10 protein-coding genes, 15 tRNA genes and 1 rRNA gene are annotated in these 12,998 nt (G+C 44.8%); 1 reads left to right on the plus strand and 25 read right to left on the minus strand.

Going from position 1 to position 12,998, the window contains the following annotated elements:
* Positions 1–194: 194 nt before the first annotated feature.
* Positions 195–761 carry an FAD-dependent oxidoreductase gene (locus BN1691_RS02430; RefSeq protein WP_048600635.1) on the plus strand — a complete coding sequence of 189 codons (567 nt, stop codon included), beginning with the start codon at positions 195–197 and terminating at the stop codon, positions 759–761.
* An 88-nt stretch (positions 762–849) separates the two neighbouring features.
* On the opposite strand, the gene BN1691_RS02435 is transcribed toward BN1691_RS02430, so the two are convergent.
* The 25 genes from BN1691_RS02435 to rrf all read right to left on the minus strand — a co-directional run bounded on the left by BN1691_RS02435 (position 850) and on the right by rrf (position 12,989).
* Positions 850–2,571, minus strand: coding sequence for a methyl-accepting chemotaxis protein (locus tag BN1691_RS02435; protein WP_048600636.1), 1,722 nt, complete (start codon positions 2,569–2,571; stop codon positions 850–852).
* Positions 2,572–2,697: 126 nt separating this feature from the next.
* A complete protein-coding gene (locus tag BN1691_RS02440; RefSeq protein WP_048600637.1) occupies positions 2,698–4,098 on the minus strand; it encodes a SpoVR family protein in 1,401 nt (466 codons plus the stop codon).
* On the minus strand, positions 4,091–5,248 hold the full coding sequence (yhbH, locus tag BN1691_RS02445; protein ID WP_048600638.1) for a sporulation protein YhbH: 1,158 nt from the start codon (positions 5,246–5,248) through the stop codon (positions 4,091–4,093). Before yhbH ends, BN1691_RS02440 begins: the two co-directional genes overlap by 8 nt.
* 25 nt (positions 5,249–5,273) lie before the next feature.
* A complete protein-coding gene (locus tag BN1691_RS02450) occupies positions 5,274–7,172 on the minus strand; it encodes a PrkA family serine protein kinase (RefSeq protein WP_048600639.1) in 1,899 nt (632 codons plus the stop codon).
* Between the two features lie 337 nt (positions 7,173–7,509).
* Positions 7,510–8,373, minus strand: coding sequence for an MTAP family purine nucleoside phosphorylase (locus BN1691_RS02455; protein ID WP_231638327.1), 864 nt, complete (start codon positions 8,371–8,373; stop codon positions 7,510–7,512).
* 27 nt (positions 8,374–8,400) lie between these two features.
* Entirely contained in the window at positions 8,401–8,874 is a 474-nt protein-coding gene (trmL, locus tag BN1691_RS02460; protein ID WP_048600640.1) for a tRNA (uridine(34)/cytosine(34)/5-carboxymethylaminomethyluridine(34)-2'-O)-methyltransferase TrmL, read from the minus strand.
* Positions 8,875–9,012: 138 nt separating this feature from the next.
* Positions 9,013–9,528, minus strand: coding sequence for a methylated-DNA--[protein]-cysteine S-methyltransferase (locus BN1691_RS02465; protein WP_147545577.1), 516 nt, complete (start codon positions 9,526–9,528; stop codon positions 9,013–9,015).
* 19 nt (positions 9,529–9,547) lie between these two features.
* Positions 9,548–10,720 carry a tRNA epoxyqueuosine(34) reductase QueG gene (gene queG / locus BN1691_RS02470; protein WP_082146954.1) on the minus strand — a complete coding sequence of 391 codons (1,173 nt, stop codon included), beginning with the start codon at positions 10,718–10,720 and terminating at the stop codon, positions 9,548–9,550.
* Positions 10,721–10,789: 69 nt separating this feature from the next.
* Positions 10,790–11,224 carry a ribonuclease HI gene (rnhA, locus tag BN1691_RS02475; protein WP_048600695.1) on the minus strand — a complete coding sequence of 145 codons (435 nt, stop codon included), beginning with the start codon at positions 11,222–11,224 and terminating at the stop codon, positions 10,790–10,792.
* Positions 11,225–11,352: 128 nt separating this feature from the next.
* Positions 11,353–11,426: transfer RNA gene (locus tag BN1691_RS02480), tRNA-Gly, on the minus strand.
* Between the two features lie 8 nt (positions 11,427–11,434).
* Positions 11,435–11,520, minus strand: a tRNA-Leu gene (locus BN1691_RS02485).
* Positions 11,521–11,581: 61 nt separating this feature from the next.
* Positions 11,582–11,655, minus strand: a tRNA-Cys gene (locus BN1691_RS02490).
* A 4-nt stretch (positions 11,656–11,659) separates the two neighbouring features.
* A tRNA-Gly gene (locus tag BN1691_RS02495) sits at positions 11,660–11,735 on the minus strand.
* A gap of 7 nt (positions 11,736–11,742) precedes the next feature.
* A tRNA-Gln gene (locus BN1691_RS02500) sits at positions 11,743–11,817 on the minus strand.
* A gap of 32 nt (positions 11,818–11,849) precedes the next feature.
* Positions 11,850–11,923 (minus strand) — tRNA-Trp (locus tag BN1691_RS02505).
* 10 nt (positions 11,924–11,933) lie between these two features.
* A tRNA-Tyr gene (locus tag BN1691_RS02510) sits at positions 11,934–12,018 on the minus strand.
* 7 nt (positions 12,019–12,025) lie between these two features.
* Positions 12,026–12,101: transfer RNA gene (locus tag BN1691_RS02515), tRNA-Thr, on the minus strand.
* 21 nt (positions 12,102–12,122) lie between these two features.
* A tRNA-Phe gene (locus BN1691_RS02520) sits at positions 12,123–12,198 on the minus strand.
* A gap of 80 nt (positions 12,199–12,278) precedes the next feature.
* Positions 12,279–12,355 (minus strand) — tRNA-Asp (locus BN1691_RS02525).
* Between the two features lie 84 nt (positions 12,356–12,439).
* Positions 12,440–12,516 (minus strand) — tRNA-Met (locus BN1691_RS02530).
* A 10-nt stretch (positions 12,517–12,526) separates the two neighbouring features.
* Positions 12,527–12,602 (minus strand) — tRNA-Val (locus BN1691_RS02535).
* Positions 12,603–12,611: 9 nt separating this feature from the next.
* A tRNA-Glu gene (locus tag BN1691_RS02540) sits at positions 12,612–12,686 on the minus strand.
* Between the two features lie 4 nt (positions 12,687–12,690).
* A tRNA-Ser gene (locus BN1691_RS02545) sits at positions 12,691–12,783 on the minus strand.
* Between the two features lie 5 nt (positions 12,784–12,788).
* A tRNA-Asn gene (locus BN1691_RS02550) sits at positions 12,789–12,864 on the minus strand.
* A gap of 8 nt (positions 12,865–12,872) precedes the next feature.
* A 5S ribosomal RNA gene (gene rrf / locus BN1691_RS02555) occupies positions 12,873–12,989 on the minus strand.
* Between the last annotated feature and the right edge of the window lie 9 nt (positions 12,990–12,998).

Consider the following 12,998-nt stretch of genomic DNA (forward strand, 5'->3'; position numbering starts at 1 on the left):
GTGGATAGAGTGTGTATAACCCTGTTTTTTCGCTTGGTATCTTGTCATTTTTTGTGGATAAGTTATTCACAGAACGTATGCTCTGTCGATAACCTTCGTATTTATTATCTGTTTGCAAAAATTTGCATTATTTATCCTGTTTAATTATAATAATTATTAAGTAATAAAAACTAAATTATATGGGAGTGAAGCATATGTATGATGTAGCAATTATTGGTGCAGGTCCTGCAGGAGCTAGTGCAGCTCTATTCATCGCCAAAGCTGGCAAGCATGTACTCCTGGTGGATAATGATAAAAGTATTACCAAAAGAGCTTGGATGGAGAACCATTATGGGGTGATGGAGATTTCAGGACCTGATCTCATGGAAACTGGGATCAACCAAGCGAAACGGTTTGGTGCAGAGGTAACACGGGAGGAAGTTCAACACATCAAAAAAGAAGAGAATGGGTTTATACTACAAGGTGAAAAGGGATCATATTCTGCCCAGCAAGTGATTCTAGCAACAGGAATGTCTACTGATCTCGGTGCTGAACTGGGGTTGGAAATCGTTCCAGGTACAGAGCCACGGGTAAAATCAATCTATAAGGTGGATGAAGAAGGAAGAGCCTCACTTCCTGGTGTTTGGGCAGCTGGTATCTGTGCAGGCGTTAGCCTACATACCATTATTACCGCAGGCGATGGGGCCAAAGTAGCTATCAACCTACTCAGCGCAATGAATGGTCAACGCTATGTGGACCACGATGTTTTTCAACCAAAGTAAAGTTCTTCTCTAACTAGCGGCATAAAAATATATAGAGCAAGCGCCTACCCATTGAGGAATGCGCTTGCTCTTTTTATTAATCTTGGTATTATCTTTCCTGTTTTATTGACCCAAACCTGAATTTCGCAGTTGCTTCCTGTAGTTGGGAAGAGGTTTGTGCCAACGTTTCCGCTGCTGCCACCATCTCCTCCATGGTCGCATTCTGCTCTTCAGCTGCTGCAGCAACATTCTCAATAAAGGCAGAGGATTCCTCTGTAAGCTTTTGGACATCCTGCATAACTTGAACCATGCGCTGTGATGAAGCTGTCATTCCCTCTGCACCTGACATCACTCCCTCAACCTGTTGAGCAACAATTCGAATATTATCTAGGATCGTGGAGAATTGTTCACCTGCCTGCTGCACTAGTTCAATACCTTTTGCTACTACCTCTTCTTCCGTTTTCATTCCGGTAACCGAATAAGAGATGGAGACCTGAATCTCATTGATTAGATCCTTAATCTCTTGTGTAGCAGTAGCGGATTGCTCTGCAAGCTTTCGAACCTCGTCGGCAACAACAGCAAAGCCCTTGCCGTGTTCACCTGCCCTTGCAGCTTCAATGGCCGCATTGAGGGATAAAAGATTGGTCTGTTGAGCGATCTCTGTAATCATGGTAACGATCTGCTGAATAGCTCGGGATTTTTCTCCAAGATCGATGACGTTACCAGCAATCCCCTTCGTCGTCTCCTGTAGATGATTCATGTGCTGAATTGTATCTTTAACCACCTGATGCCCTTGTTCAGCAATCTGGGTTGTCTCAGCGGTTACTCGATTCACTTCGGTCACTGCATGAGCCACCTCATCAATATCACCTGCAATGGAGTTGATCAATTGATGCGCTCCTTGTACCTTCGCAAATTGCTGCTCCGAGGAAGCGGACACCTCCTGGATGGAGAGGGTGATGCTTTCTGTAGTCTTTCCTGTCTCCTCCATCCCAGCCTGTAGCTCTTCCGCCGAACTGGCTACCAGCTCCGCTGAATCCTGAACGTGGAAAACCAGCTTATGCAATTGCTCCCGCATCTGGTTATAGGAGTTTCCAATCTGACCGATCTCATCCTGTGAGGCTGTATGAATCGTTTGTTCAAAGCTGCCTTCACCAGCTAAGAGCATAGCATCTGTAAGATGATGCAATTGCTTTTTCATCCCTCGTGTAAAGAACAGCACCACAAGCACTGACAAGAGAATCACAATGGGAATAAAAACAAAGATCTTCATGGTGATCTTTTCAAGTGTCTCATCGATCAGTGCTTGTGAGGCACCAACATACCACATTCCAATAATCTCATCCTTGGCATTCCGAATCGGCATATAGGCTGCTTGATATGTTTTCCCCGCTACATCTGCTTCACCATAGAAGTTTTTACCCTGGTTCAATGTTTGCCCAATGACAGCCTCCGAAGCCTTGGTTCCAACTGCCCGATTCCCATCACGAATGACATTGGTTGTAATTCGCGTATCACCTTGAAAGATGGTAACCGTTCCACCGGAATAGGCTGCAATTTGATCAACCATTTCCTCATTATCATTGACAAGAACATGCCCTTTGTACAGTTGTCCGTTCCGGATCTCCCAACCACCTGGATAAAGGTGATCCAAGGTGGTATAACCGAATTGTAGATCAGACCGTGCTTTCTCCACGGCTGTTGCTTTGATCCCGTCATATACCTCCTGATACACAATAAGCCCTATTCCTCCCCCTAGGAATAGCAACAAAAGAACCACCAACAGATTGATTTTTACAGTGATTCCTAAGTTAGAAAGGAATTTTCTCATATCTGCTCCCCCTTCAATGTAGGCAAATACACCTATACATATTCTATACCATAGAGGGTAGCATGTCGTAATAGACTAAAGTCATATTTATCAGTTTTGTTCGTATTTTTAGGAAAAATAAATCTTCTAAACATGAGGGAGCGCTGTTCTTTTTGTTTTTTCCCCATCATAGGAAAAGAGAAATTCTCGTTGATCGAGAATGGTTTCCAGATAAACATTGGTACCCCATAGCTGATAGAGATAAGGCAAACATTTTTCGAGATACTGGATATCTAACTCGATACCTTCGTAATAGTGACGAATATAGAGACCACCTTGTTTCCCATAATCAGCATCCTCCACCATTAGATACGGGAAGCCACCATTCACCCGCATATTCACAAGATGATCCCGTACTTCCTCCCAATTCTTGCTTGTAATCTTATACTCTCGTCCCTCTTTGCTAAAGAGATAAAGATCGAGATCCTCAATGATGTCTCCATTGAGATAGTTTCGTAAAAAAGACTGATCTGATTCTACCTCCCTAATTTCGAATATTTTCTCCCTACCCCATCGTTTCTCCAATGCTTCAAACATTCGATAGCCCAGATAGTAGGGATTGATACCCGTAGATGAGGGATGAATAACCTGGCTATGCAAACAAGCAAATTCGATGGTCTCCCCTTCATCGAGATCCAGCTGTCTTAGGAGGCGTGTATGCCAGTAGGTGGCCCAACCTTCATTCATGATCTTTGTTTCTATTTGTGGCCAGAAGTAGCGCATCTCGTCACGTACAATCGAGAGGATATCACGCTGCCATTCCTCCAAATAGGAGGAATGCTGAAGAATAAAGAAGAGAATATCCTTCTCTGGGTGAGAAGGATAACGTTTACCCCCTCTTTCTTCTCCCGCTTCTGTTGCTGAAGAATTCCATTGGTCTAGCTTCCATAATTCTTCATAAGGATTTTTATTCCTCTGTGGATTCCGGGATGTCATTGACTTTTTTTGACCTATTCTTTGCTCTTTTTTATGTCCGCTTTGCTCTTTAAATCCAGATGGTTCAATATGTTCCTGAAAGGCCATGGCCGCATCTAGAAACCGCTCAACCCGTTCACGTCCATACAGCATCTCATATTGACGAATTCGCTCTGCATGTAAAGTCATGCTATGAACCATCTTTCGGTTGGTACCAGTAAAGCATTGATTATTCTTAAAAAAGTCACTGTGACCTAAGACATGAGCCACGATCATTTTATTTTGAATGAGTGAATTTCCTTCCAATAAGAAGGCATAGCAAGGATCCGAATTGATGACAAGTTCATAGATCCTGCTGAGTCCAAGATCATAATCCAATTTCATTCGATAGAATGCCTTGCCAAAACTCCAATGGGAGTAGCGAGTTGGCATCCCATATGCACCGAAGGTATAAAGGATATCCGGAGGGCAGACTTCATAACGCATATCAAAGAAGTCTAATCCCTCCAATTTGGCTAAGGATGTCAATTGCTCAATCGCCTGTTCTAATTCACCCCACGCATCCCTAACCAATGGTACTTCCCTCCTTGGAAAAAAAGTGCCTTAGAGCATGATAGATCTGGCGGCGTTCTCGAATCTGAACATAACGAAAGGCAGGGTGGATGATTTTTTGAAAAACGGACATCAACGTACTATATCGATTATATTGATTCACTTCCCCATAGCCAAAAAAATTTATCTGTGTCAGCAGCTCCTTAACTAAGGTAAGACTGCGATTATTATCCGAGGAAAGGTTATCTCCATCAGAAAAATGCACCACATAGCGGTTAAAGCTCGCGTGAGGATAGCGTTCCGCCAAGATGTTCAATGCCAGTTGATATGCTGATGAACAGATGGTACCACCACTCTCCCCACGGAGAAAAAAATCCTCTTCCGTTACTTCACGTGCTTCCGTATGATGAGCAATGAATACTAGCTCCACATCATCGTATTGTGTTCGTAAAAATCGTGTCATCCAGAAGAAGAAGGTACGTGCAACATACTTCTCAAACGCTCCCATACTACCTGATGTATCCATAATCGCAATAATAACTGCATTGGAATAAGGTTTTATCTCCTCTTCCCAGGTTTTGAAACGCAGATCCTCAGGATGAAGGGTAAAAGATGTAGCCCCCTGACGACGATGACGTTTTAGTGCTTCCAAGAGCGTTCGTTTCTTATCAAGATTACCCATCAAGCCTTTTTTTCGGATATCAGTGAAACGTATGGTGGGGTACTTGAGATTTCGCGGTTGCTTAACCTCTTGAAGATGAGGCAGCTCAAGCTGTGTAAAGAGCATCCCCTCTATTTCCTCTAGGGTTACCTCTGCCTCAATATACTCGACACCTGGTTCCGTTCCCGCAGTTCCTTCGCTCCCCTCACCATTTCCTTGCTCCTTAGAAGGGGAACGAGCAATCACATCCCCCACTTGGCTGGAGCCATCCCCCTGGCCAATATGCTGATTTTTCTCATAATTATAGCGAATTCGATACTCCTCCAAGCTACGAATGGGGATGCGAATAACCTGACTGCCATTGGACAACACAATGCTCTCTTCACTGAGAAGGTCGTCTAATCTACTTCGAACAGCTTGACGAACCTTCTCTTTATGACGCATCTGATCCTCATGACCTTTGCGATGTAAGGACCAATCGTCCCGTGATAATATAAATGACTGATCCATGAACTCTCCCCCTTCCAATCTCCTATTAACGATTCAGGAGACTTCCCACATATCGTAAAATCTCATTGGCACAGACAGGGCAGTAGCCATACTCTTCAATTAAGCGAGCACTCACCTCATTGATCTTCTTCAGCTGCTGTTCATCTGGTGTTTTACTCGAGGTCGTGATCTTAACAACATCCTTTAAATCAGTGAATAATTTTTTCTCAATGGCTTCCTTTAAGCGTTCATGACTTTGATATTCAAAACGCTTCCCTTTCCGAGCATAGGCGGAGATTCGGATCAGAAGCTCTTCACGAAAGGCCTTCTTCGCATTCTCTGAGATCCCGATTTGCTCTTCGATGGAGCGCATTAACCGCTCATCGGGATCCAATTCCTCATCGGTGATGGGATCCTGCATCTTGTGACCATGACAGTAAGCTTCTACATTATCTAAATAGTTCTCCAGTAAATGGCGTGCTGATTCTTCATAGGAGTAGACAAAGGCCTTCTGAACCTCTTTCTTCGCCAACTCATCATATTCCCTACGAGCGATGGCTATATAGTTGAGATAGCGCTCCCGTTCCTCCTTCGTGATGGCAGGATGCTGATCCAGTCCATCCTTCATGGCACGTAAGATATCAAGCGCGTTGATACATGTGGCGTTAGAACGAATTAAGGCGCTGGAAATGCGGTTCATCACATAGCGTGGATCAATCCCGCTCATGCCTTCCTCAGGGAATTCCTGTTCCAACTCTCTTAAATCCGTATGATTCAGCCCTTCCACAGCTTCACCATTATAGAGCTTTAGCTTTTTCATCAGGTCAATCCCCTGCTTATTCGTGGGAAGTAGCCGTGTAAGAATGCTAAACATGGCTGTAATATAGAGTGCATGTGGAGCAATGTGTACATGGGATAATTCACTTTGGCTAATTAATTTTCGATAGATTTTTTCCTCATCATTTACTCGCAGATTGTAGGGAATAGGTATGACGATCATCCGTGACTGTAGCGCTTCATTTTTTTCATTGGCCACGAAGCTTCGGTACTCCGCTTCATTGGTATGGGCGATAATCAGTTCATCGGCAGAAATCAAGGCAAAACGACCTGCCTTAAAGTTTCCTTCCTGCGTGAGCGATAAGAGATTCCAAAGAAATTTCTCATCACATTTCAGCATTTCCTGAAATTCCATTAGGCCACGATTAGCAATATTCAATTCACCATCAAAACGGTAAGCACGAGGATCCGATTCCGATCCATAATCACCAATGGTAGAAAAATCAATACTCCCCGTAAGCTCTGCAATATCTTGTGACTTGGGATCAGAAGGGCTGAAGGTGCCGATCCCTCGTCTTCCTATTTCTGAGAAGAGAATACGTTCTACAGGTACCTCATGGAGTCGTCCTTGATACTCTGAATTGACCATATGCTGACAATGGGGGCAGAGCTCTCCTTCAATAAAGATTCCCAGCTCTTGTTCCACCTCGCTACGCATAAAGTGTGGAATAAGATGAAGTGGCTCCTCGTGCATGGGACACCCTTTGATCCCATAGAGCGCCCCTGCCTCTGTACGTGAATATGCCTCTAAGCCTTTCTTCAACATGGTAACAATGGTTGATTTGCCGCCGCTAACAGGTCCCATTAATAACAGAATACGCTTCCGAACGTCCAGTCTGCGTGCAGCAGAATGAAAGTACTCCTCCACCAATCTTTCCAGAGTACGTTCTAAGCCATATAGTTGGTCCGTAAAGAATTGATATTCATTACTGTCATCCTCTCGTTGTTCAATACCTGCATCCCGAATCATATTGTATAATCGAGCGTGTGATAGCTGCGCCACATAGGGCCGCTCCTTCACGATGGCGAGATAATCTGCAAACGTACCATTCCAATGTAATTCGCTTTCCTCCCTTTGGTACTGGGCAAGTCTATTGAGAATATCCACAGTTATCCTCCTCTTCTTTCCTTTTGATGAAGCATGGTCGCTTAATGAGTACTATATTTGTATGCGTCCGTAAAAAACTTGTTGTCAAATTCGCCACAGCTAACTTCTTCTCTTCATTTAAATATGAACATTTGTTATACTATAGGAAAGAAAGTACTAGGGGGAATTGCTCATGAAGATCGCCATTATCATTCTTGTTACGGTTCTCATTCTGGGAGGTATTTTTACAGCGGGGTATGATGATAAAGTACGGAATCTTTAAGCCCTACAATTCATTTAAAAAATCACCTTAGTCTTCACGACTAAGGTGATTTATTTTGTAACGCGTATTTGTGAGCTATTGCTCACGATACTCATCTTTTAAAAGGGTCTTCTTACGTAGGAGATGACAGCCACATGCTTCTTGGTCATCATGAGTCTCTTTAAGAGCATTGAGAAGGATATTGGCAATGGTTTTAGCTTCCTTGTAGAAGATGTCGCTTAAATCTTTATGCTCCCATTCCTTGCGAATTCCTTCTGCAAAGTTGACTACCATGTCAATTCGCGCATAACAAGCACCGATTTCTCGAGCCAGATATACTTCAGGACACATGCTCTGCCCCACCATATCCACTAAGTCACGGCGAAATGCATCTACCTCTGCAACACTTTCAAAGTGGCGTCCATCGGTGTTCATATAGACACCTCGTTTAAACACATGACGATCACTTCCTGCTACTGCTTCTTTCGCTGCATGATATAAAGCTTCTACACCTGTAGGGCAGACAGGTTGACGCATCACAAGCAGATAGGAACCGCCTAAATCAATATCCGTACGTAAGGATCGATCAATATAATCATGAGGTATGACTAAATCTCTTAATTCTAGGAGATGATTAACACTCCCAACGCCACCCTCTGCATAGATCTTCTTTACGCCTGCTTGCTGCAAGACCCAAAACAATTGTTGCGATGCGACTCCCCGCTTAACTTCATTGGGACGCCAACCATGCATTTTACATGTGAGAAATGTTTTGTTATCAAGCTGGACATATTTAAAAATCGGACTAGGGCCATAGGGCGTTTGGAAAACAAGCTGTGATGCTAGTACTTCCGTATCATCTCGTTCTAGATCCTCGGGAAAACTTAATGAAAGTGTGCTAGAACCACCAATAATGGCATATGGGGTTTTGGGTATCTGGTCTGCTGCTAAGATTGTCAAGATGGGTCACTCCTTCTCGTCGTTCTACTACTTCATCTGAGGAAAATGTAGTTGACGTAATGCTTCGAAGATTACAATGGCTGCTACATTGGATAAATTCAATGAGCGGGTCACATCATTCATAGGCAAGCGCACCACTTGGTGAGGGAACTGAGCAAGGATTTCTTTGGGAATTCCCTTGGTCTCTCTACCTAAAATTAAAAAATCTTCATCCTGATATTCAACTTCATGATAGTACCGATCATTGGCGAAGGTTTCAACAAAAAACATCCGATCCTTTTTATCATGATGAATCTCCATAAATTGCTCGAATGAATCATAGTAGGTAATATTTACAGCATACCAGTAATCGAGACCAGCACGCTTTAACATACGATCATCTGTAGAAAAACCCAATGGCTTTATAAGATGAAGATGAGTACCAGTACCTGCACATGTACGAGCAATATTGCCTGTGTTGGAGGGTATCTCAGGTTGGTATAGGACAATATGCAAAGCCACTCTCTAGGACTCCCTTCTTCAGCTTGAATCATACTCCATACCTCTTCACATTACCATGAACTATCATAGCGAAACAGGCATCCACTCGTCCAGTATGAAAATGGTTATCTGCTAAGCTCCTCTTGGGGCTTACTGGCTTCATTCAGAAGGATATAAGCTTGCCTTTTCTAAAGCGAGTAATTGCTGTTTGCGCTCAATCCCACCGCCATAGCCTACCAGTGCCCCATTACTTCCAATTACGCGATGGCAGGGGATAATGATGGCGATGGGATTCTTGTTATTGGCATTGCCTACTGCACGTACCGCCGTAGGCTGTGCAATGGCATTAGCAATCTCTTTATAGCTTCTTGTTTCGCCATAAGGAATACTTAATAGTGCGGTCCACACCTTTTTTTGAAAGGGTGTACCAAACAGTTGGAGTGGAATATCGAATGTGAAGCATTTACCCTGAAAATACTCATCCAGTTGACTGATTACAGATGCAAATGCTTGATCATCCCGACAGAAACGTGACTGTAATAACCAACGCTTCGCCCAACAATTCAGGGTGTTCTCAAGTGATTGCCAAGTTCCAAACTCTAGTACGCATATACCTTTCTCCGTACTCAGCATCGTTAGCGGACCAATGGGAGATTGCCATTCAGTGTAAAGCATCACTACTCCCTCCATTCCATTACTTTTGTACACACTTTGCAAGACATTGCAGGATTTCCTCACGTACATCAGGATCCTTTTCTAAAGCTAAACTCTCCTCCAAAATAGGGCGACATTCATCTCCAAATATTTCGTATAAGGACCATGCTGCAATTCCGCGGATTGGTGGTCGAGGATCTTGGCGTAAAATTTTCGTTAAGAGTGGAGCTGCTGTTCGATCTCCATAATGGGCTAATGCAATAATTGCATTACGCTGGAGTGGCTTCTTACCACGCCAGGCTGCTGCTGTTTTACCATATATTTCGGTAAATTCCCTCTTGCCCAGTGAAATAAAGGGCTTAAGCAAGGGCTTCACCAACTCACCTACCGGTTCCATTTCCGGATGAAGATGAAAATCCTTTTTACGATTGTAAGGGCAGACCTGCTGACATGTATCGCACCCATAGAGTCGATTCCCTAACTTGAGACGAAACTCTTCATGAATCCAATTCTTCTCTTGGGTTATCTGCGACAAGCAACGCTTTGCATTCAGTTGATGTGGACCAAGAAACGCTTGGGTAGGACATGCCTCCAAACAACGCGTACAAGTACCGCACCCATTTTCCATTGGTGAATCAGGAGGAAAGGGAATCGTTGTGATCAATTCACCGAGATAGACCCATGAACCGAATTCAGGTGTAATGAGCGAACAGTTTTTCCCGATCCAACCGATGCCTGCCCGTTCTGCAACTGCACGATCCACCAGGGCGCCTGTATCTACCATCCCTGTGATCTTAACTTGCGGCACACGTGCCTTAAGGAATGCTTCAATCTCCTCAAGCTTGGCACGTAGCACCTGATGATAATCAACGCCCCAGGCTGCACGACAAATCATCCCACGATACCCTTCTTTGCTTCCATGGGGTGTCTCTCCAATTCGACTAGGATAAGCTAGAGCAATGGCGATGAGGGATGCTGCGCCAGGTAATATACGTTGAGGATCGATGCGTAGCGAGATATCCTGTTCTTCAAATGAAGAGGCATGACCGGCTTCTTGTCGTCTTTGCAGGATAGGGAGAAGGTCATCGAAAGGCTCCACTGTTGCAAAACCGATCTTATCGATGCCAATCTGGTGGGCATATGCTATCAGTTCTTGTTTAAGCTCCAGTAGTTCCCCATGAGAAAAAGCTATGCTGATATTGGAGTCAGTCACGTCAAGCCTCCTCCCTTCTTACCGACATTTCTATAGCCTCTTTGTTAGCCAATGTAACGTACACAAAAACTATGAGCGTGGAATTGCAGAGGTAGCCAGTTCATCAGCACGTTGATTCAAGCGATCATCAGCGTGACCTTTTACCTTGATCCACTCTACCTGATGAATGGAGACCAGTTCTAATAAACGGCGCCACAGATCTTGATTCTCAACGGCTTGATTCTTGGAGTTTCGCCAACCATTCTGTACCCATTTCTTATACCATCCCTGCTGAAAACAATTAATTAAATAGGCACTATCCGAATGTAGTCTGACCATACATGGTTCTTTTAGTGCCTCGAGCGCTTTGATGGCAGCCATCAGCTCCATACGCTGGTTCGTGGTCTCTGCTTCAAAGCCAGATAGCTCCTTACGGTGTTCCTGAAAGATGAGAATGACTCCCCATCCACCAGGGCCCGGATTATGTGAGCAGGCACCATCGGTATATACAATGATCTCCTTCATATTACTCATTCCATACCTCCTGATTCTTACTGCCCCATTGAAGGTAGTTTTTTTCATTGTAACATATAAAAAATCAGTTTACAGATATCTGTAAACTGATAATTTGTATTTAATATAGAGATAAAAATTGGAGCGGGTGAAGGGAATCGAACCCTCACATTCGGCTTGGAAGGCCGATGTTCTACCATTGAACTACACCCGCATCTTTTTTGGTGCCGAAGGTGGGACTTGAACCCACATGATCGGAGATCACACGATTTTGAGTCGTGCGCGTCTGCCAGTTCCGCCACTTCGGCGAATGAAGTGAACAGTGACTATTATACAAGATTTTTGCTCTCAGGTAAAGTGACAATTTCTTGGAGGAGGCACCCGGATTTGAACCGGGGATAAGGGTTTTGCAGACCCGTGCCTTACCACTTGGCTATGCCTCCATGGTGGAGCGGAAAACGGGACTCGAACCCGCGACCCCAACCTTGGCAAGGTTGTGCTCTACCAACTGAGCTACTTCCGCATTAACGTGGCTGGGTAGGCTGGATTCGAACCAACGCATGACGGAGTCAAAGTCCGTTGCCTTACCGCTTGGCTACTACCCATTACGATATTTGACACATTAGTTGTCGGAATTTGGCAGGGGCAGTAGGAATCGAACCCACACTAGAGGTTTTGGAGACCTCTGTTCTACCGTTAAACTATGCCCCTATTCTTATAATGGTGGAGGGAGTAGGATTCGAACCTACGAAGGCAAAGCCAGCGGATTTACAGTCCGCCCCAGTTGGCCACTTTGGTATCCCTCCAAAGCAATGGTGCCGGCAAGAGGAATTGAACCCCCAACCTACTGATTACAAGTCAGTTGCTCTACCAATTGAGCTACACCGGCATCAATAAATTGCCTTAATAGTGGTGGTTCGGGACGGAATCGAACCGCCGACACGAGGATTTTCAGTCCTCTGCTCTACCGACTGAGCTACCGAACCAATTTGATAAGCAAGAAAAATTTTACCACCATATCTATCAGTTCGTCAATAGAAAGTTCTTCAACACCTGATAGAAATAATGGCGGAGCTGACGGGACTCGAACCCGCGACCTCCGGTGTGACAGACCGGCGTGAACTCCAGCTTCACCACAGCTCCATTATTTGATGGGTTGTACTAAAGTACTCCCGTTACTTGCTCGCATGGATGTAAATCAAATCGATGCCATCGCAAGTATATAATTGGTTGCGGGGGTAGGATTTGAACCTACGACCTTCGGGTTATGAGCCCGACGAGCTACCGGACTGCTCCACCCCGCGATGTAACGAATGGTGGACGATGACGGGTTCGAACCGCCGACCCTCTGCTTGTAAGGCAGATGCTCTCCCAGCTGAGCTAATCGTCCATACTTTAATGGTGACCCGTAGGGGATTCGAACCCCTGTTACCGCCGTGAAAGGGCGGTGTCTTAACCGCTTGACCAACGGGCCGATATGGCGGAGAGAGAGGGATTCGAACCCTCGAGACGGCTTTAACCGCCTACACGATTTCCAATCGTGCTCCTTCGGCCAGCTCGGACATCTCTCCATAAATGGCTCCACCAGTAGGACTCGAACCTACGACCGATCGGTTAACAGCCGATTGCTCTACCAACTGAGCTATGGTGGAATATAAGTGCCTGGCAACGACCTACTCTCCCAGGACCCTGCGGTCCAAGTACCCTCGGCGTGAGAAGGCTTAACGGTCGTGTTCGGGATGGGAACGCGTGTGACCCTTCTGCAATCATCACCAGACAGCTTATA

The sequence above is a fragment of the Rubeoparvulum massiliense genome (genome assembly GCF_001049895.1).
In the GTDB taxonomy this organism is placed as follows: domain Bacteria; phylum Bacillota; class Bacilli; order Rubeoparvulales; family Rubeoparvulaceae; genus Rubeoparvulum; species Rubeoparvulum massiliense.